This window comes from Bradyrhizobium sp. RP6 (assembly GCF_003837805.1).
GTDB lineage: Bacteria > Pseudomonadota > Alphaproteobacteria > Rhizobiales > Xanthobacteraceae > Bradyrhizobium.
In genome coordinates, this window is sequence record NZ_RQIT01000017.1 from 102540 (window position 1) to 121837 (window position 19298).

Consider the following 19298-nt stretch of genomic DNA (forward strand, 5'->3'; position numbering starts at 1 on the left):
AGGTTCCGGGTTCGATGCTGCGCATCGCCCCGGAACGACGACGATCAATTCTCGCTCGTCGCTTCCTTCAGCACCTTCTGCAAGGCATCACCCTGCATCCGGGTGATGTCGTCCTGATATTTGAGCAGCGCACCCAGCGTGTCGCCGACCACTTGCGGGGTCAGCGAGCGGGCATCGAGCTCGGACAGGGCGGTCGCCCAGTCGATGGTCTCGGCAACACCCGGCGACTTGTAAAAGTCCTGATTGCGCAGCGCCTGCACGAAGCGCACGACCTGCTGCGAGAGCTTGGCGGAGATTCCGGGCACGCGCGTCTTGACGATCGCAAGCTCACGCTCGGCGGCAGGATAATCCACCCAGTGATAGAGGCAGCGCCGCTTCAGCGCGTCGTGGATCTCGCGGGTGCGGTTGGAGGTGATGATGACGATCGGCGGATGCGGCGCCTTCACGGTGCCGAATTCGGGGATGGTCACCTGGAAGTCACTGAGGATCTCGAGCAGGTAGGCCTCGAACGCCTCGTCGGCGCGGTCGAGCTCGTCGATCAGCAGCACCGGCGGACCGGCGACGTCGGGCTCCAGGGCCTGAAGCAGCGGCCGCTTGATCATGTAGCGATCGGCGAAGATATCGCTCGAGAGCTGGTCGCGATCGGTGTCGCCGGCCGCTTCCGCCATCCGGATCGCGATCATCTGCGCGGCGCTGTTCCACTCGTAGACCGCGGAGGAGACGTCGAGGCCTTCATAGCACTGGAGGCGGATCAGCTTCCGCCCCAGCGCCGCCGAGAGCACCTTGGCGATCTCGGTCTTGCCGACGCCGGCCTCGCCCTCGAGGAACAGTGGCCTGCCCATGCGCAAGGAGAGGTAGGTCACCGTCGCAAGCGAGCGCTCGGCGAGGTAGCCCCGCGACGTCAGAAGGTCGAGCATCGCATCGACCGATGCCGGCAAAGCACCGGACGGGTTGGGCGTTGAAGTCATGAGAAAGCCAGTCTTACTACGCCCTCACCGGGACAAGTTTGGCCGAGGCGTGAGGTCACCTCACGCCTTGGCGTTGGCGGCGTCGACCGCACGCCGCGTCAGCACCCCGATGAGGTGTGCGCGGTATTCGGCGCTGCCGTGGATATCGCTGTTGAGACCTTCCGCCGGCACCGCGATGCCTTCCAGTGCCTTCGAGGCGAAGCGCTTCTTCAGGGCTTCCTCGAATGCGGTGACGCGGAACACGCCTTCGGAGCCGGCGCCGGTGACGGCGACGCGCACGTCCGACGGACGGCGCGCCACGAACACGCCGACGAGCGCGTAGCGCGAGGCCTGGTTGCGGAATTTGATGTAGGCCGCCTTCTTCGGCAGCGGGAACATCACCTTGGTGATGATCTCGTCGGCTTCGAGCGCCGTCGTGAACAGGCCCTGGAAGAACTCTTCCGCCTTGAGGCGGCGCTTGTTGGTGACGATGGTGGCCCCGAGCGCAAGCACCGCGGCGGGATAGTCGGCGGTCGGATCGTTATTGGCGAGCGAGCCGCCGATCGTGCCCTTGTGACGCACGGCGGGATCGCCGATCCCGCCTGCAAGGTTCGCCAGCGCCGGGATCGCCTCACCGACGATGGCGGAGCTCGCGACCTCGGCGTGCTTGGCGGTGGCGCCGATCACGAGCGAGCGGCCCTTCATCTCGATCGCGTTCAGCCCCTCGACATGGGAGAGGTCGACCAGATGCGGGGGGCTTGCGAGGCGCTGCTTCATGACGGGAATCAGCGTGTGGCCGCCGGCGATCACCTTGGCGTCTTCGTTCTTCACCAGGAGGTTGGCCGCTTGGCGAACGGTCCCAGGGCGATGATATTTGAATTCGTACATCTGAATGTCCTGATCGCGGGATGCGCGTTACGCGAGGTCGGATTTCGCCATCGCCTTCGCGCCGGCGGAAATCGAGGCGACGATGTTCTGATAACCCGTGCAGCGGCAGAGATTGCCTTCGAGCTCCTCGCGAATCGTGTGGTCGTCGAGCTCGTGGCCCTTGCGATGCACGATGTCGATCGCGGTCATGATCATGCCCGGCGTGCAAAATCCGCACTGCAGGCCGTGATGTTCGCGAAAGGCCTCCTGCATCGGATGCAGCGGCGCGCCGTCGGCGGCCAACCCCTCGATCGTCCTGACCTCGTGGCCATCGGCCATCACCGCAAGCGTGGTGCAGGACTTCACGGCCTTGCCGTCGAAATGCACGACGCAGGCGCCGCACTGCGAGGTGTCGCAGCCGACATGGGTGCCGGTAAGCCGCAGATTCTCGCGCAGAAACTGCACCAGAAGCGTGCGGGGATCGACATTGGCCGTCACAGGATTGCCGTTCACGATGAGGGAGATTTTTGCCATAAGCACTCTCTATCAGCGCCCCGACGGGTCCCGTCGAAGCGGTTCTTATAATTATTCCAACCCATCATATGGGCCATTGTCCCCTGGGGCAACATCACCCCGGACGCAAGCCGCCATGCCGAAAGGCGATAGGTTTCAGCCTTGTACCGCCTTGGCAAAGTTCGCGAAAAATTCGTCGGCGAGCTTCTTGGCGGTGCCGTTGATGAGGCGCTGGCCGAGCTGCGCCAACTTGCCGCCGATCTGCGCCTCGACGTCGTAGGAGAGCAGCGTGCCGCCGTCTTTCTCAGCGAGCTTGACCACCGCGCCGCCCTTGGCGAAGCCGGCCACCCCGCCCTCACCCTCACCGGAGATCTTATAGCCGTTCGGCGGATCGAGATCGGACAGCGTGACCTTGCCCTTGAAGCGCGCCGACACCGGGCCGACCTTCATTTTCGCCGTTGCGCGGAAGCCGCCGTCGTCGGTCTTCTCCAGATCCTCGCAGCCGGGGATGCAGGACTTCAGTACCTCGGGATCGTTGAGCTTGGCCCACACGGCCTCGCGCGGCGCCGCAAGCTGGACTTCGCCGTTCATCGTCATGGCCATGAGGTGCCTCCCGGATCCGCGTCACTATAGTGCTGATTCAAGTAACGCAGCGGCGCGGCAAAGGAAAGGGCGGGGCCGGGGCACGTGCAATGCATATTCGCAACTGCAAAAAGACGTGTGGGGCCGGTTGGGGATTGGCACGGCCGGGGCATGATGATTAGGTCGCGCGCAACATGAGCACCTCCCTCTCCCCCCTGCTCGCGCCGATGCTGTCGAGCGCCGCCATGCGCGCGGTCTGCGACGATCGGTCTACCCTGCAGAACATGCTCGATTTCGAGGCAGCCTTGGCGCGCGCCGAGGCCGCCACGGCTGTGATTCCGGCATCCGCCGTCGGCCCGATCGAGGCCGCGTGCAAGGCCGATTGCTTCGACATGGCCGCACTGGCCGAGGCCGCGACGCGATCGGGCAATCTCGCGATTCCCCTGGTCAAGACGCTGACCGCCAATGTCGGCAAGAAAGACGCGGAGGCCGCGCGCTACGTGCATTGGGGCGCGACCAGCCAGGACGTCATCGACACCGCGACGATGCTGACGCTTCGCGCCGGTATCGATGCATTGGATGTCGACCTCAGCCGCGCCATCAGGGGCTTTGCCGCACTGGCGCGCAGCCATCGCAACACCGCGATGGTGGCGCGGACCTGGCTCCAGCATGCGCTACCGATGCCGTTCGGGCTGAAGGCGGCTGAATATGCCGCAAGCCTCGCCCGCGCCCGTTGCCGCCTGCGGCGGCTCTCCCGCGAGGGCCTCGCGCTGCAATTCGGCGGTGCCGCCGGCACGCTCGCCGCGCTCGGCGACAAGGGGCTCGCGGTTGCCGAACGGCTGGCGCAGGAGCTCGGTCTTCCGCTGCCCGAAGCGCCCTGGCACACCCATCGCGACCGCATCGCCGAGGCTGCATCCTGTATTGCCATTCTCGCCGGCAGCTGCGGCAAGATCGCGCGCGACGTCTCGCTGCTGATGCAGACCGACGTCGCCGAAGCGTTCGAGCCAGCCGGCGAAGGCCGCGGCGGCTCCTCGACCATGCCGCACAAGCGCAACCCGGTTGCCGCTGCGAGCGCGCTGGGCGCCGCCACCATGGCCCCGCAGCTCGCCGCCACGATTTTCGCCGCGCAGGTGCAGGACCACGAGCGCAGCGCCGGCCCCTGGCACGCGGAATGGCCGACGCTGCCGCAACTGATGCTGGTCACCTCCGGCGCGCTTGCGGCGATCGTCGACATCGCCGAGGGTCTCGAGGTCGATGCTGGGCGCATGCTTCGCAATCTCGATGCGACGCAGGGCCTGATCATGGCCGAGGCGGTCACCTTCGCGCTGGCGGAGAAGATCGGCAAGGGCGATGCGCATCATCTGATCGAGGCCGCGAGTAAGCGCGCGGTCGCCGAGAGGAAGCATCTGCGCGAGGTGCTGTCGGCCGATTCGCAGGTGACCGCGCACCTTGCGCCGGAAAAAATTGCTTCATTGTTCGAGCCGATGGCCTATCAAGGGGCTTCTCAGGCCTTGATCGACCGGCTGCTGGATTCACTGGATCTTTCCTGATGTCATTGCCGGGCTTGATCCGGCAATCAATCATCCTGGATAGATTCGCTTTTGAGATGGATGCGCGGGAAATATGGGATAAGACGCGCTGAGCGCTATTGCCCGCGCATGACGAGGAGCGTGCCATGCCCATGATCGATGCCGACGGTTGCCTGCTCAACGTTTCCGTCGAGGGCCGCGACGGCGGGCCCACCTTGATGCTGTCCAACTCGCTGGGCTGCACGCTCCAGATGTGGGAGCCGCAGATGAAGGCGCTGACGCAGGTGTTCCGCGTCATCCGCTACGACCGCCGCGGCCATGGCAAGTCCAGCGTTCCGCCCGGCCCCTACACGATGGAGCGTTTCGGCCGCGACGTGCTGGCGATCCTCGACGATCTCAACATCGAGAAGGTGCATTGGTGCGGTCTGTCGATGGGCGGCATGGTCGGGCAATGGCTGGGCGCCAACGCGCCTGAGAGGTTCGGCAAGCTCATCCTTGCCAATACGTCCTGCTACTATTCCGATCCAACAAACTGGCATAACCGCATCAAGGCGGTGAAGGATGGCGGCATCGCCGCCGTCGCCGATGCCGTGATCGCGGGCTGGCTGACCCAGGATTTCCGCGAGCGCGAGCCTGAGATCACCGCGAAGATGAAATCGATGTTGCTCGCCTCGCCGGTCGAGGGTTATCTCGCCTGCTGTGAGGCGCTGTCGACGCTGGACCAGCGCGCGCTGCTTCCCAAGATCAAGAGCCAGACGCTCGTCATCGCCGGCCGCCACGACCAGGCGACGCCGATCTCGGCGGCCGAGTTGATCCGTTCGAACATTCCCGGCGCCAGCATGACCATCATCGACGCCGCGCACATTTCCAACGTCGAGCAGCCGCACGCATTTACCGACGCGGTGGTGGGATTTTTGACGCAGCGTTAGCAACGACCGTCATTGCGAGGAGCGTAGCGACGAAGCAATCCAGACTGTCTCCTCGGACGCATTTCTGGATTGCTTCGCTACGCTCGCAATGACGAAGGAGGAAAACACATGGACGACCAGAAGCGCCGCGATGCCGGCATGAACGTGCGCCGGAAAGTGCTCGGCAATGCCTGGGTCGACAAGTCGATCGCGAACCGCAACGCGTTCAACACCGACTTCCAGGACATGATCACGCGCTATGCCTGGGGCGAGATCTGGACGCGGCCGCATTTCGACGAGCGCACGCGGCGCGTGCTGGTGATCGGCACCATGGTCGCGCTCGGGCAATGGGACGAGTTTCGGCTGCACGTGCGTGCCGCGCTTGCCGAGGGCGGCTTCACGCCCGATGACATCAAGGAAATCCTGCTGCAGCAGGCGATCTATTGCGGCGTGCCGGCGGTGAACCACGCCGTCAAGGAAGCCTCAGCGATTGTGCAGGAGCTCGGCCTGCTCAAGTCCTAGCGGCTCAAGGCTTGGCGGCTTGAGGCTTGGCGGCGCGGCGATCTCCGACGTCTTCGGCGCTGACGCCGGCTTTTCGATCACCACCACGATCGCGGCACCGAGCAAGAGCAGAAGCTCGGTGGCATGCAGCCGGAGCGCGGCCATCTCGCCGACCTTCGAGGCCATCACCATGCTGGCAAACGAGATCAGGCTGCCGATCGCCAGCGCAATGCCAAGCGCCTCGTCGCTGCCGCCGCTCTTGCGAATTCGGGGAATGCAGAGCAGCACGAGGTAGATCGCAAAGAATGCCACCACGGTCAGGCGGCCCAGCGCAAGCAGCCAGGCGGTGCGCACCGTGTCCATCCCCGCCATCTGGAGATGGTCGCTCAGGAACAGCGCGACGGCGACGCTCGGCCGCTCGTAGAGGCCGTGCACAGGCGCGACAATGATGTTGAAGGCGACCAGGGCCCAGGCCGGAATGAAATAGGCCGCCAGCAGCGCGCCGTTGACCGAACCGATCCGCCAATTCCTGAACATTCCGCTTCCCGCCTGTTTGCCGAGGCCCTCCGACGAAGGCGGCGGCATCGGCGGAGCTAACTCGCATCAGACCGTGGCGGCAATTTAAACCCTTTGTTTACCTTAACTGCCGCCCGGACCTTGTCATCCGGGATGGTCCGAAGGACCGGACCTGGAATGACTTTCGCAAGAAAAAGGCCCCGCCTTTCGGCGGGGCCACTCCTACTCCTGGGCTCCCAAACTCGCTATTCCTGACCGCGCTGGCCGCCCTGTTGCTGGCCCGGACGATCGCCCTGGCGCATCGGGTCCTGCTGCTGCTGTCCGGGTTTCTGGCCGCCGCCCTGCTGCTGTTGCGGATTGCGCTGGCCGGGGTTCTGACTCTGCTGGCCCGGATTCTGGTTCTGCTGCTTCGTCATCGGGGGGAACTCCCTTGTTGGACGTCAGAGAACGGTGATAACGGCCGACCACGATTTTGGTTGCCTGGGAACCGGTTCCTTGCAATGCGGAACGGGAAGATGACGGTCGTAACGAAATGACCACTGTACAAGCCCATCTGACGCGGCTTCGCCAGTTGCGGCCGCCAGTTCCCTCCTGTTACAAAACCTGAAGAATGCTCAAGGGCTGCCGGGGCCCGAGAAGAAACTCAAGACTCTCTCTCGAATAGCTCCCTTTGAGCGGCGTCAGGTTTGGTAAACGGCAGCCCATGGATTATTTCGCCCAGCAACTCATCAATGGTCTCGTCCTGGGCTCGATCTACGGGCTGATCGCGATCGGCTACACGATGGTGTACGGCATCGTCGGCATGATCAACTTCGCCCATGGCGACGTCTTCATGATCGGCGGCTTCATTGCCCTCATCACCTTCCTGATCCTGATCTCGTTCGGGCTGACCGCCATCCCCGTGATCCTGCTCGTCGTGCTGTTGGTCTCGATGGCGATCACCGCGCTCTATGGCTGGACCATCGAGCGCATTGCCTACCGGCCGCTGCGCCATTCCTTCCGCCTCGCCCCGATGCTGTCAGCGATCGGCATGTCCTTCGTGCTGACCAACTATTCGCAAGTGGCACAAGGCGCGCGCGTCAAGCCGATCCCGCCCTTCATCACCGGCGGCTACACGCTGCACGAGAGCCCGGACGGCTTCGTGATCCAGCTCTCCAATATCCAGATCATGGTGGTCGTCACCACCATCGTGCTTCTGGCAATCTTCACCTGGCTGGTATCGAGCACCCGCCTCGGCCGCGACATGCGCGCCTGCGAGCAGGATCAGACCATGGCGGCACTGCTCGGCGTCAACGTCGACCGTACCATCTCCATGACCTTCGTGATCGGCGCCGCGCTCGCTGCGGTGGCCGGCCTGATGTACCTGCTCTATTACGGCCTGGTCGACTTCTTCATGGGCTTCGTCGCCGGCATCAAGGCGTTCACCGCCGCCGTGCTCGGCGGCATCGGCTCGCTGCCGGGCGCCATGCTCGGCGGGCTCGCGATCGGTCTGATCGAGACGTTCTGGTCGGCCTATTTCTCGGTCGAATACAAGGACGTCGCGGCGTTCTCCATCCTGATCGTCGTGCTGATCTTCATGCCGACCGGCCTGCTCGGCCGTCCCGAAGTCGAAAAAGTCTGACGGACCGGCCGCGTGACAGCTCCCTCGACCAACACGGCCAAACCTGCAACGGGCATCTCCGCCATCCTCAAGACCGCCTTCATCAACGCCCTCATCGCGCTGGTGCTGTTCTCGCTGATGGTCGGCGTCCGGACCGAGGCAGGCCCCGACGGTCAGCTCACCTATTGGACTAGGTTCGGCGAGTTGGCCTCCCTCGTTGCCGCGGTGTTCGGCGGCTCGATCGTGATCGAGCTGCTGCGGCAATGGATCGGTACGACCGGCGCCGACAAGCTGGTGCCGCCGGCCGTGCAGAGCGGCATGTCCCTCCTCGGCCGCTACGTCGCGCCGGCGCTGCTGATTTTCACGGTGCTGGTGCCCGTCATCTTCTATAACCAGCGCTACATCCTCGATCTCGCGATCCTCGTGCTCACTTACGTGATGCTGGGGTGGGGATTGAACGTCGTGGTCGGGCTCGCCGGCCTGCTCGATCTCGGCTACGTCGCGTTCTATGCGGTCGGCGCCTATTCCTACGGACTGCTCGCCACCAATTTCGGCTGGTCGTTCTGGATCTGCCTGCCGCTCGCCGGCATTCTCGCCGCGTTCTGGGGCGTGCTGCTGGGCTTTCCCGTGCTGCGCCTGCGGGGCGACTATCTCGCCATCGTGACGCTCGCGTTCGGCGAGATCATCCGGCTCGTTATCATCAACTGGCAGGATCTGACGGGTGGCCCGAACGGCGTCTCCGGCATTCCACGTCCCTCCTTCTTCGGCATCCCGCTCGACAACAGCGATGACGGGCTCGCCGCCAAGCTCGGCATCGAATATTCGGCGACCCACCGCATCATTTTCCTGTTCTACCTGATCCTGGCGCTTGCGCTGCTCACCAATTGGGTGACGATCCGCCTGCGCCGTCTGCCGATCGGTCGCGCCTGGGAAGCCCTGCGCGAGGACGAGGTCGCTTGCCGCGCGCTCGGCATCAACACCACGACCACCAAGCTCACGGCCTTCGCGACCGGCGCCATGTTCGGCGGCTTCGCCGGTGCGTTCTTCGCCACCCGCCAAGGCTTCATCAGCCCGGAATCCTTCACCTTCCAGGAATCGGCGCTGGTGCTTGCCATCGTCGTGCTCGGCGGCATGGGCTCCCAGCTCGGCGTGGCGCTCGCCGCGCTCGCCATGATCGGCGGCTTCGAGCTGTTCCGCGGCCTGGAAACCTACCGCATGCTGGTGTTCGGCATGGCGATGGTGCTGATCATGATCTGGCGGCCGCGCGGACTGGTTGGCCACCGCGCACCCACGGTGTATCTGACCAAGGCCAAAGCGATCTCCTCCGACCTCGTCAAGGAAGGGCACGGATGAGCAGCGACAGGATTCTCAGCGTCGAGCGGCTCACCATGCGCTTCGGCGGCATCGTCGCCGTGCAGGACCTGTCTTTCGCCGCCGGGCGGAAGAAGATCACCGCGCTGATCGGGCCGAACGGCGCCGGTAAGACCACGGTCTTCAACTGCATTACCGGGTTCTACAAGCCGACCGGCGGGGCCATTCGCCTGAGCCATGACGACGGCAAGGTGATCGCGCTGGAGCGACTGAACGATTTCCGCATCGCCAAGCAGGCCAGGGTGGCGCGCACGTTCCAGAACATCCGTCTGTTTCCCGGCATGACGGCGCTGGAAAACCTGATGGTGGCGCAGCACAACGCTCTGATGCGCGCCTCCGGCTTCACCTTCCTCGGCCTTGTCGGCGCCCCCGCCTACCACAAGGCCGAGCAGCGCGCGATCGAGCTCGCCACCGACTGGCTGAGGCGAGTCAATCTGCTCGACCGCGCCGACGACGCAGCCGGCAATTTCGCTTATGGCGACCAGCGCCGGCTGGAAATCGCCCGGGCCATGTGCACCGAGCCTGCCCTGTTGTGCCTGGACGAGCCCGCCGCCGGCCTCAATGCGCGCGAGAGCGCGGCGCTGAGCGAGCTTTTGCTCTCGATACGGGACGAGCTCGGCACCTCGATTCTGCTGATCGAGCACGACATGTCGGTGGTGATGGAGATCTCCGACCACATCGTGGTGATGGATCATGGCGTAAAGATCGCCGAAGGCACGCCGCGAGCGGTGCGCGACGATCCCAAGGTGATCGCCGCCTATCTCGGCGCGGATGAGGACGAGGCGGTGGCCGTGATGGAGAGCGGGACGTGACCTCGCCGTTGCTCGCGATCCGCGGACTTCGCGCCGCCTACGGCAAGATCGAGGCGCTGAAGGGCGTCGATGTCGAGATCAATGCCGGCGAGATCGTGGCGCTGATCGGCGCCAACGGCGCCGGCAAGTCGACGCTGATGATGACGATCTTCGGCAAGCCGCGCGCCCGCGCCGGCCAGATCCTCTATGAAGGCCGCGACATCACCGACGTGCCCACCCACGAGATCGCGCATCTGCGCATCGCGCAATCGCCGGAAGGCCGCCGCATCTTCCCGCGCATGAGCGTGGCGGAAAATCTTCAGATGGGGGCGGACTCCACCGAATGCACCGACGCCGAACGCGATGCGACGCTGCAACGCGTGTTCACGCTGTTTCCGCGGCTGAAGGAACGCTATGCCCAGCGCGGTGGAACCCTGTCCGGCGGCGAGCAGCAGATGCTGGCCATCGGCCGCGCGCTGATGAGCCGTCCCCGCCTGCTCCTGCTCGACGAGCCCTCGCTTGGCCTCGCACCGCTGATCGCACGCCAGATTTTCGATGCGATCCGCACCCTGAACCGGCAGGACGGCCTGACTGTCCTGATCGTCGAGCAGAACGCCAACCATGCGCTCAAGCTCGCCCATCGCGGTTACGTCATGGTCAATGGCCTGATCACCTTGGCCGGGACCGGCACCGAATTGCTGCAGCGCCCGGAGATTCGCGCCGCCTATCTGGAGGGCGGACGCCACGGCTGACGCAGCCAGGACCGACAAGTGCGGCCGAATGTGGCGAGATATCTCCGCAAATGCCCGTATTTTGCCGGTGACTTCTCCTCGAATTCATTCGAGAATGGCGCCGGTTTGAACCGGGCATTCCCGGCAACGTCCACAGGCGACCACCCGCGAGGTATCTCATGAAATCACTGAAGCTCATCGGTCTGGCATTCGGCGCATCGATCGCGCTGTCGAGCGCGGCTTTCGCGCAGGATGTCACCGTCGCAGTCGCAGGCCCGATGACCGGCGGCGAGTCCGCCTTCGGCCGGCAGATGAAGAACGGCGCCGAGATGGCCGTGGCCGATATCAATGCCGCCGGCGGCGTCAACGGCAAGAAGCTCGCGCTCTCCGTCGAAGACGACGCCTGCGACCCGAAACAGGCGCGCTCGATCGCCGAAAAGATCGCCGGCGCGAAAATCCCGTTTGTGGCCGGGCACTATTGCTCGTCGTCGTCGATCCCGGCTTCGGAAGCCTATGCCGACGGCAACGTGCTCCAGATCACGCCGGCCTCGACCAACCCGCTGTTCACCGAGCGCAAGCTCTGGAACGTGGCGCGCGTCTGCGGCCGTGACGATCAGCAGGGCCTGATCGCCGCGCAGTACATTGCCAAGAACTACAAGGGCAAGAACATCGCGATTCTCAACGACAAGACCACCTACGGCAAGGGACTTGCCGACGAGACCAAGAAGGCGCTGAACAAGGCCGGCATCACCGAGAAGATGTACGAGTCGTACAACAAGGGCGACAAGGACTTCAACGCGATCGTCTCCCGCCTGAAGCGCGACAACATCGACCTCGTCTATGTCGGCGGCTATCATCAGGAGAGCGGTTTGATCCTGCGCCAGATGCGGGACCAGGGCCTCAAGACCGTACTGATGGCCGGCGACGCGCTCGCCGACAAGGAGTACGCCTCCATCACCGGCCCTGCCGGCGAAGGCACGCTGTTCACCTTCGGCCCCGACCCGCGCAACAAGCCGACCGCGAAGAAGATCGTCGAGGCATTCAAGGCCAAGAACATCGACCCCGAGGGCTACACCCTCTACACCTACGCGGCGATGCAGGTGTGGTCGCAGGCGGCCAAGAAGGCCGGCACCACCGACGCCAAGAAGGTCATGGCGGCGATGAAGGCCGGCAAGTGGGACACCGTGATCGGCCCGGTCGAATATGACTCCAAGGGCGACATCAAGCAGATCGACTACGTCGTCTACAAATGGGACGCCAAGGGCGGCTACGCCGAGATCAGCGGCAACGGCACCTGAGCGCGCTTGCCGGGCCTTTGGGCCGCATCCAATCATCATCGCGCCCCGGCCTGGCCCGGGGCGTTTCTTCTTGCGGCAGCATCAGACGGCTGCGGCCAGCTTGCCGCCGGCGGCGGCCTGGGCCTTCCGCAAGGCCTGCAGCAGATCGTTCGGCCGAAACGGCTTTTGCAGGCAGACCACGTTGGCGAGATGAGGCGATTGGTCCACGAAGTCGAGCGCCGTCATGCCGGATACCGCAATGATTGGCAGCGCCGGTGCGCGCTCGCGCAGGGTCGCGATGACGTCGGCCCCGCTGGTGTCGCCGAGAAAGATGTCGACGATCGCCGCGTCACAGGGGCTCTCCGCGAAGGCCTTCAGCCCAGCCGCCCCGCTTTCGGCCTCCACGACCTCGAAACGATTGACGCGAAGCACGATCGCGACCATCGCACGGACGTCCTTCTGGTCGTCGATGATGAGAACGCGGGGCATGGGAACAACTTCCGATATCCGAATCACCAGGTTCGGCCCTGGAACCCGCCACAGCGGAGGTGCATTGTGGCATCGCCCGGTAAAGGGCATCTTACCCAATCCCTGTTCCGTGTTCCCACCGCGGTTAAGAAAGCTGTAACCTTCGGTTGAGTCGTGGCCGGTCCTGTTCACGATCCACACCCAAAACCGCTACCATGAACGGACTGCCGGCCGAATGAGACCAGCGGAGATGCTCAAACCCGACCCGTTCAAGTCCGACCCGCGACAGGTGGATGTGCCTGCGATGGTCGACCGAAGCACGTTTCTTTCGACCCTGCCGGCCACTTCGGCAGACCGTAACGCAGCATTGACGATCGTCGGCGTGTCCTCCCTCCTGTTTGCAGCGGCCGTGCCCTTCGCGGGTACCCCGCTTCTGCCGGTGCCGGCCTTCGTCGCGAGTTATCAATCTGCGCTCGCCGTGAGCGACATCGTCACGGCCGTGCTGCTGCTGTCGCAATTTGCGATCTTGCGGACCCGCGCGCTGCTGTGGCTCGCGACCGGCTATCTCTTCACCGCCGCGGCGGCGCTGGTTCATGCCCTCACCTTCCCCGGACTGTTCGCACCCACCGGACTCTTTGGCGCGGGCCGGCAGACCACGGTCTGGCTCTACATGATCTGGCACGCCGGCTTTCCGCTGTGCGTGATGGCTTATGCCTGGCTGAAAGAAAATGACGGTGGTCCCCGGATCCGCGGCACGGCAGGCCGGGCGATTTATGCCAGCGTGCTCGGCGTCACCGCCGCGATGGCCGTCTTCGCCTGGATCGTGACCGCGCAGCACGATCTGCTGCCGGTCCTGCTGCGCGACGGTCGGTACACGACAACCATGATCGGAGTCGTGTCCTTCGTGTGGTCGCTGAGCTTTGCCGCGCTGATCTCGCTCTGGTTCCGCAAGCCGCACACGGTGATCGACGTCTGGCTCATGGTGGTCATGTGCGCCTGGCTGTTCGACATCGCGTTGTCGGCGATCGTCAACGTCGCGCGCTTCGATCTCGGCTTCTATGCCGGCCGGCTCTACGGTCTCGCGGCGGCCACCTTCGTGCTCGCAGTGCTTCTCATCGAGAACGTCCGCCTCCAGGCGCATACGGTGGGCCTCGTCGGGAGGCTGCGCCAGCAATCGGCCTCGGAACGCGACTATTACGGCAAGCGCCTCGCGCTGTACGGCGCGGTCGTCGAATCGTCCAATGATGCCATCATCACGAAGTCGCTCGATGGCATCATCACCGGCTGGAACAAGGCCGCCGAACATCTTTTCGGCTATTCCGCGGCCGAGGCCATCGGCAAGCCGATCGACATCATCGTCCCGCCGGATCTCAAAGGCGAGGTCAGGAGCATCCTCAACCGGATCGCCAGCAACGAGTCGATTGCCCAGCACGAGACGATCCGGATCCGAAAAGACGGAAGCCCGCTCGACGTCGTCCTCAACGTTACACCGCTGCGGACCGATGAGGGAGAAATCATCGGCGCCTCCAAGATCGCTCACGACATTACCGAAGAGAAGCAGGCGAGAGAGAAGCTGCGCCGGGAGACCGAAGAACGCCAGCGCATCTTCGAGACCTCGCAGGACCTGATCCTGGTCACCGACGGCTATGGCAATTTCGTCCAGGTCAGCCCGAGCGTGAAGAACATTCTCGGCTACGACCCCGAGGATATGGTCGGGCACAGCGCGACCGAGTTCATCCATCCCGACGATCTCGAGAAGACGCGGAACGAGATGCGCGCAGCGCGTCGCGGTGCGGTCAAGCGCAGCTTCGAGGCGCGCTACTACCATTACGACGGTCACGAGGTCGCGCTGAACTGGATGGGCACCTGGTCCGAGCCGGTGAAGCGCCACTACTTCATCGGCCGCGATCTCACCGACAAGCAGGCTGCCGAAGCCCAGCTCCGGCAGATCCAGAAGATGGACTCGATCGGGCAATTGACCGGCGGCGTCGCCCACGATTTCAACAACGTGCTGACCGTCATCACGGGTACGATCGGCATTCTCAGCGATGCGGTCGCCGACCGGCCCGAGCTTGCCGCCATCACCAGGCTGATCGACGACGCCGCCGAGCGCGGGGCGCAGCTGACCAAGCATCTGCTCGCCTTCGCCCGCAAGCAGCCGCTCCAGCCGCGCGAGATCGACGTGAACGCGCTGGCGCTCGAAGCCGCCAAGCTGCTGCATCCGACGCTCGGCGAGCAGATCACCATCATGCCGCAACTCACCGAGGATGCCTGGCCGACGCTGGTCGACCCGGGCCAGCTGTCCACCGCGATCCTCAATCTCGCGCTGAACGCTCGCGACGCCATGCCCGACGGCGGCACCCTGGTGCTGGAGACCCGCAACGTCTTCCTCGACGACGGCTATGCCAGCATGAACCCCGACGTCGCTGCCGGCAATTACGTGATGATAGCGGTCAGCGACACCGGCAGCGGAATTCCCGCCGAGCTGATCGACCGGGTGTTCGATCCCTTCTTCACCACCAAGGAGGTCGGCAAGGGCACTGGCCTCGGCCTCAGCATGGTGTTCGGCTTCGTCAAGCAGTCGGGCGGCCACATCAAGATCTACAGCGAAGAAGGTCACGGCACGAGCGTGAAGATCTACCTGCCGCGCTCGACCGGGATGCAGGAGACCGAGTTCGAAGCGCTCCAGAACGCGCCCATCGCCGGCGGCGACGAGAAGATCCTGATCGTCGAGGACGATGCACTGGTGCGGCAGTATGTCGTGACGCAGGTCAAGAGCCTCGGCTATACCGCGCTCGAGGCTGCCAACGGCGCCGAGGCCCTCAATATCATCGACAGCGACGAGACCATCGACCTGCTCTTCACTGACATCATCATGCCCGGCAACATGAACGGCCGCCAGCTTGCTGACGAGGCGGCCCGTCGCCGCCCCGACCTGAAGACGCTGTTCACCTCGGGCTACACTGAAAATGCCATCGTCCATCATGGCCGGCTCGATTCCGGCGTGCTGCTGCTCGCCAAGCCCTACCGCAAATCCGAGCTCGCCAAAATGCTCAGGACCGCGCTCGCCAGTTGAGCCTGCGGCATCGCTGCGCTATCGCGGATCGCGAAATGCTCTCAACAACGAGGCCATCTTGAAAAACCTTCTGACCGATATCGCCGGCGTCCGGGTCGGCCATGCCGAGAATATCAAAGTGGCCTCCGGCACGACCGCCATCATTTTCGACCAGCCCGCCGTCGCGGCGATCGACATCCGGGGCGGCGGACCCGGCACGCGCGAGGTCTCGCTGCTCGAGGTCGCCAACACGGTCGAGCGGGTCGACGCGATCGCGCTCTCCGGCGGCTCCGCCTTCGGCCTCGATGCCGGCGGCGGCGTGCAGGCCTGGCTCGCCGAACAGGGCCGCGGCTTCAGGGTCCGGGAGGCCGTGGTCCCCCTCGTTCCGGGCGCGATCGTGTTCGACCTGCTCAACGGCGGCGACAAGGCCTGGGGCCGCTTCTCGCCCTATCGCGATCTCGGCTATGCCGCCGCCGCTTCCGCCGGCACCGACTTCGCGCTCGGCAGCGTCGGTGCGGGCCTGGGCGCGACCACCGCCACCTTCAAGGGCGGTATCGGCTCGGCATCGGCCGTCACGACGAACGGCGTCAAGGTCGCCGCGATCATGGTGGTGAACGCGGTCGGCAGCGTCACCGTCGGCAACGGCCCGTGGTTCTGGGCGGCGCCGTTCGAGGAAAACGGCGAGTTCGGCGGACGTGGCCTGCCGCCTGCGTTCACGCCCGACATGCTGGCGATGCGCATCAAAGGCGGGCCGGCCGCGAGCGAGCGCGAGAACACCACGATCGGCCTCGTCGTCACCGACGCTGTTCTTAGCAAGGCGCAGGCCAAGCGGCTCGCAATGATCGCGCAGACCGGATTTGCCCGCGCGATCTATCCGGTGCACGCTCCGCTCGACGGCGACGTGCTGTTCGCCGCAGCCACTTGCGAGAAGCCGATCGAGCCGCTGGTGGAGCTCACCGAGCTCGGCATGGTCGCCGCCAACGTGGTCGCACGCGCGATCGCGAGCGGCGTGTACAGCGCGACCGCGCTACCGTTCCCCAGTGCACTGCCGGCGTGGAAAGACAAGTTCGGTTAGCAACGAAACGGCGGCTACGGCGTTAGCGGGGGCGAAGGTGCACCGCCATGCCGTCGTCCGTGATCCGCTTCTTTCGATATGCGCCGGGCACGCGCGAGCTGAAGGTGACTTTCGTCAGCGGAAGGATCTACCTCTACGAGGACGTTCCGCCCGAGGCCGCCGCTGCATTCAGTCAAGCGCGCTCGAAAGGGGCGTTCTTCAATCGCGAGATCCGCGACCGTTATGTCTATCGTGACATCACGCACGAATATGCAGGGTAGCCTTGGAGCGCGCTTACACGCTCATAGACATTGATGAAGCCGACCCCGCCGAAGCCTGCGCCTGACGCTGCATCATCTGCCCGAACCAGTCATAAGGCGAACTGCCGCCGCCGTTGGCATTCGAACTGCTGGAGGCGCCAGGCACGGTGGTCGACATCTTGAAGCCGTCGGCATAGGTGACGGTGGTGGTGGTCGAGCCATCGGCATTGGTCGTCGTGGTCGACGTCGAGCCGCCGGATTGCGACGAGGAGTCCGAACCACCGCCCGAACTGCCGGCACCCTGCGCCTGATGGCCGTGGCCGCCCCGCAGCGCCTTCGTCATCTCTCCGAGATTGATGTCGCCATCCGCATTCGCGTCCATCTTCGAGAACACCTCATCGGCCTTGGCCAGATTGGTGCCGCCCGCGCCGAGGGCATCCTCGAACTCGGACTTGGTGATCTTGCCGTCACCGTCCCCATCGATCTGCGAGAACAGGTCCTTCAGCGCATCCTCGGGACTCTTCGATGCCGAAGACGCCGCCCCAGTCGAGGATGAGCTGGTCGCGCCGCTCCTGTCCGTCGACTGGCCCTGCGCCGCGAACAGCGCGTTCATCGTCTCCGGCGAGATCTGCGGATATCTGCCCGAGTTGACCGACGAGGCCGCGCCGCTGGTCGTGCTGCTGCCGCTGTCGATCGCGAACGGGTTGGTCGTGCCTTGCGTCGATCCCGTCTTCTGCGTCGATGACGACGATTTCGAGTTCGTCAGCGACTGGATCGCGCCGAGCGCACTCGATACCGCACCAAGGGCGAACAACATTGCACAACTCCAACCGGTGCGGCATGCCGCGGCCAACATTCAGGACTGACGTCAGCAAGCGTCGTGCCAGCGTGAAAAGCTCAATGAAATCCGCCTCCGCCGCGCTTGCCGCCGTCGGGGAACACCGGCAATTCGTGCCGGTCGCGGCAGAAATTTCCGCCCACAGGAAGCACGGCTCCCCTGCATTGCCCGCCACGGAGGCCCATGTTAGGCGAGGCCATCCTTCACGGCCGCCACGGGAAAACGCGCCATGACCCAAGCCTTCGCACCCCGCCCCCTGGCCATTGCGCCCTCGATCCTGGCCTCGGACTTCTCCAGGCTCGGCGAGGAGGTGCGCGCGGTGGATGCCGCCGGCGCCGACTGGATCCATCTCGACGTGATGGACGGGCACTTCGTTCCGAACATCTCCTACGGCCCTGATGTCATCAAGGCGATGCGCCCGCACACGAATAAGATCTTCGACGCGCATCTGATGATCTCGCCCTGCGATCCCTATCTCGAGGCCTTTGCGAAAGCCGGCTGCGACCACATCACCGTGCATGCGGAGGCAGGTCCCCACCTGCACCGCTCGCTCCAGGCGATCCGCGCGCTCGGCAAGAAGGCCGGCGTCTCGCTCAATCCGGCAACGCCGATCAGCGCGCTCGAATACGTCCTCGACCTCGTCGACCTCGTGCTGGTGATGTCGGTCAATCCCGGCTTCGGCGGCCAGGCTTTCATCCCCTCCGCGATCGGCAAGATCCGTGACATCCGCGCGATGACGGCCGGCCGGCCGATCGATATCGAGGTCGACGGCGGCGTCGGCCCCGATGTTGCCGGCGCGCTCGCGGCGGCTGGCGCCAACGCCTTCGTCGCCGGCACCTCCGTGTTCAAGGGCGGCACGCAGGACGCCTACAAGACCAACATCGCCGCGATCCGCAACGCGGCGCTGGGGGCCCGCGGCGAAGCGATTTGAGCTGGATCAAGCGGCGCAGGCTGACGAGGAGCAATCCCGTGGCGTCTCCGGGTGCTGCAGCGCGCACCGCCTGGATTGCAATCCTGATCCGTACTCGTCCGGACTTCACTGATTCGCGCAAATCACCGCAAGTGACTCCTGTCTGCTTTTGACGGGAGCACATCATGACGACGACCCTGATTTGGACTGGCGTAGCGTTGTGGTTCGGACTCAACGCGGCGATGGCGACTCGCAGACGCTACGCGGCACAGCCGGTGAAGGCCGTGACTTCTGCCCGCATCATTTCACGTCATCGTCACCCGGCCTGAGCGCCATGCAGATCGCACTGGTGAAGCGCCAGCCGAAACGCAGATGCCGGATTCCGCGTCGCCCGCATCCAAGCCTCGAGGACTTCTTCGGCCGCCTCGAGCGCGCCGACAGAATGCTGGACGACGATGCCGGGCCCGACGCCGACCTCGACCATACGTTCTCCTCGCAGCGCCAACACTGAGATTTCCTTTTCCGGACCGACCCAATGAAACCGCATTGCCCGACCTGCCTCAAGGAAATGACCAGGGCG

The 19298-nt window shown here is 64.7% G+C and carries 22 protein-coding genes; 13 read left to right on the plus strand and 9 right to left on the minus strand.

The window, feature by feature from the left end; genetic code table 11:
• Positions 1–44: 44 nt before the first annotated feature.
• The 4 genes from EHH60_RS26350 to EHH60_RS26365 all read right to left on the minus strand — a co-directional run bounded on the left by EHH60_RS26350 (position 45) and on the right by EHH60_RS26365 (position 2930).
• Positions 45–968 (minus strand): AAA family ATPase, encoded by a 924-nt coding sequence (locus tag EHH60_RS26350; RefSeq protein ID WP_124162305.1) that lies wholly within the window; start codon positions 966–968, stop codon positions 45–47.
• Between the two features lie 60 nt (positions 969–1028).
• Positions 1029–1835: an FAD binding domain-containing protein gene (locus EHH60_RS26355; protein WP_124162306.1), complete on the minus strand. Its 807-nt coding sequence runs from the start codon at positions 1833–1835 to the stop codon at positions 1029–1031.
• A gap of 27 nt (positions 1836–1862) precedes the next feature.
• The gene (locus EHH60_RS26360) at positions 1863–2348 is read right to left on the minus strand and encodes a (2Fe-2S)-binding protein (protein WP_124162307.1); all 486 of its coding nucleotides are present in this window, start codon (positions 2346–2348) and stop codon (positions 1863–1865) included.
• Positions 2349–2483: 135 nt separating this feature from the next.
• Positions 2484–2930 carry an SRPBCC family protein gene (locus EHH60_RS26365; protein WP_124162308.1) on the minus strand — a complete coding sequence of 149 codons (447 nt, stop codon included), beginning with the start codon at positions 2928–2930 and terminating at the stop codon, positions 2484–2486.
• 173 nt (positions 2931–3103) lie between these two features.
• Here EHH60_RS26365 and EHH60_RS26370 point away from each other — a divergent pair, with 173 nt between their 5' ends.
• The 3 genes from EHH60_RS26370 (at position 3104) to EHH60_RS26380 (ending at position 5868) form a co-directional block, all read left to right on the plus strand.
• On the plus strand, positions 3104–4459 hold the full coding sequence (locus EHH60_RS26370; RefSeq protein ID WP_124162309.1) for a 3-carboxy-cis,cis-muconate cycloisomerase: 1356 nt from the start codon (positions 3104–3106) through the stop codon (positions 4457–4459).
• Between the two features lie 125 nt (positions 4460–4584).
• Positions 4585–5367, plus strand: a complete 783-nt coding sequence (gene pcaD, locus EHH60_RS26375; RefSeq protein ID WP_124162310.1) for a 3-oxoadipate enol-lactonase — start codon at positions 4585–4587, stop codon at positions 5365–5367.
• 108 nt (positions 5368–5475) lie between these two features.
• A complete protein-coding gene (locus EHH60_RS26380) occupies positions 5476–5868 on the plus strand; it encodes a carboxymuconolactone decarboxylase family protein (protein WP_124162311.1) in 393 nt (130 codons plus the stop codon).
• On the opposite strand, the gene EHH60_RS26385 is transcribed toward EHH60_RS26380, so the two are convergent.
• Together EHH60_RS26385 and EHH60_RS37690 are read right to left on the minus strand one after the other, a co-directional pair.
• On the minus strand, positions 5830–6384 hold the full coding sequence (locus EHH60_RS26385) for a hypothetical protein (protein WP_124162312.1): 555 nt from the start codon (positions 6382–6384) through the stop codon (positions 5830–5832). The genes EHH60_RS26380 and EHH60_RS26385 overlap by 39 nt on opposite strands.
• A 224-nt stretch (positions 6385–6608) precedes the next feature.
• A complete protein-coding gene (locus EHH60_RS37690; protein WP_199752028.1) occupies positions 6609–6779 on the minus strand; it encodes a hypothetical protein in 171 nt (56 codons plus the stop codon).
• A 287-nt stretch (positions 6780–7066) separates the two neighbouring features.
• Between EHH60_RS37690 and EHH60_RS26395 the strand changes: the two genes are divergently transcribed.
• From EHH60_RS26395 to EHH60_RS26415, 5 genes are all read left to right on the plus strand, one after another.
• Positions 7067–7984 carry an ABC transporter permease subunit gene (locus EHH60_RS26395; protein ID WP_124162313.1) on the plus strand — a complete coding sequence of 306 codons (918 nt, stop codon included), beginning with the start codon at positions 7067–7069 and terminating at the stop codon, positions 7982–7984.
• 12 nt (positions 7985–7996) lie between these two features.
• Positions 7997–9316, plus strand: coding sequence for a high-affinity branched-chain amino acid ABC transporter permease LivM (gene livM, locus EHH60_RS26400; protein ID WP_124162314.1), 1320 nt, complete (start codon positions 7997–7999; stop codon positions 9314–9316).
• The gene (locus EHH60_RS26405; protein WP_124162315.1) at positions 9313–10146 is read left to right on the plus strand and encodes an ABC transporter ATP-binding protein; all 834 of its coding nucleotides are present in this window, start codon (positions 9313–9315) and stop codon (positions 10144–10146) included. Before livM ends, EHH60_RS26405 begins: the two co-directional genes overlap by 4 nt.
• Positions 10143–10877, plus strand: coding sequence for an ABC transporter ATP-binding protein (locus EHH60_RS26410; protein WP_124162316.1), 735 nt, complete (start codon positions 10143–10145; stop codon positions 10875–10877). Before EHH60_RS26405 ends, EHH60_RS26410 begins: the two co-directional genes overlap by 4 nt.
• 158 nt (positions 10878–11035) lie before the next feature.
• Entirely contained in the window at positions 11036–12154 is a 1119-nt protein-coding gene (locus tag EHH60_RS26415; protein WP_124162317.1) for a branched-chain amino acid ABC transporter substrate-binding protein, read from the plus strand.
• An 81-nt stretch (positions 12155–12235) separates the two neighbouring features.
• On the opposite strand, the gene EHH60_RS26420 is transcribed toward EHH60_RS26415, so the two are convergent.
• The gene (locus EHH60_RS26420) at positions 12236–12622 is read right to left on the minus strand and encodes a response regulator (protein WP_124162318.1); all 387 of its coding nucleotides are present in this window, start codon (positions 12620–12622) and stop codon (positions 12236–12238) included.
• A 229-nt stretch (positions 12623–12851) separates the two neighbouring features.
• Here EHH60_RS26420 and EHH60_RS26425 point away from each other — a divergent pair, with 229 nt between their 5' ends.
• The 3 genes from EHH60_RS26425 to EHH60_RS26435 are packed head-to-tail and all read left to right on the plus strand — an operon-like array spanning position 12852 to position 16991.
• A complete protein-coding gene (locus EHH60_RS26425) occupies positions 12852–15677 on the plus strand; it encodes a PAS domain S-box protein (protein WP_124162319.1) in 2826 nt (941 codons plus the stop codon).
• 58 nt (positions 15678–15735) lie between these two features.
• Positions 15736–16731 (plus strand): P1 family peptidase, encoded by a 996-nt coding sequence (locus EHH60_RS26430; RefSeq protein ID WP_124162320.1) that lies wholly within the window; start codon positions 15736–15738, stop codon positions 16729–16731.
• A 47-nt stretch (positions 16732–16778) separates the two neighbouring features.
• A complete protein-coding gene (locus EHH60_RS26435) occupies positions 16779–16991 on the plus strand; it encodes a KTSC domain-containing protein (protein WP_124162321.1) in 213 nt (70 codons plus the stop codon).
• A 13-nt stretch (positions 16992–17004) separates the two neighbouring features.
• Here EHH60_RS26435 and EHH60_RS26440 read toward each other — a convergent pair whose 3' ends face one another.
• The gene (locus EHH60_RS26440) at positions 17005–17787 is read right to left on the minus strand and encodes an EF-hand domain-containing protein (RefSeq protein WP_124162322.1); all 783 of its coding nucleotides are present in this window, start codon (positions 17785–17787) and stop codon (positions 17005–17007) included.
• 250 nt (positions 17788–18037) lie between these two features.
• Here EHH60_RS26440 and rpe point away from each other — a divergent pair, with 250 nt between their 5' ends.
• Complete coding sequence (gene rpe, locus EHH60_RS26445; RefSeq protein WP_124162323.1) at positions 18038–18739, plus strand: ribulose-phosphate 3-epimerase; 702 nt, start codon at positions 18038–18040, stop codon at positions 18737–18739.
• A gap of 164 nt (positions 18740–18903) precedes the next feature.
• Positions 18904–19047: a hypothetical protein gene (locus tag EHH60_RS37695; protein WP_199752034.1), complete on the plus strand. Its 144-nt coding sequence runs from the start codon at positions 18904–18906 to the stop codon at positions 19045–19047.
• Here EHH60_RS37695 and EHH60_RS37230 read toward each other — a convergent pair.
• Positions 19035–19202, minus strand: a complete 168-nt coding sequence (locus EHH60_RS37230; RefSeq protein ID WP_158626776.1) for a hypothetical protein — start codon at positions 19200–19202, stop codon at positions 19035–19037. The two genes, EHH60_RS37695 and EHH60_RS37230, sit on opposite strands and share 13 nt — an antisense overlap.
• Positions 19203–19298 lie beyond the last annotated feature (96 nt).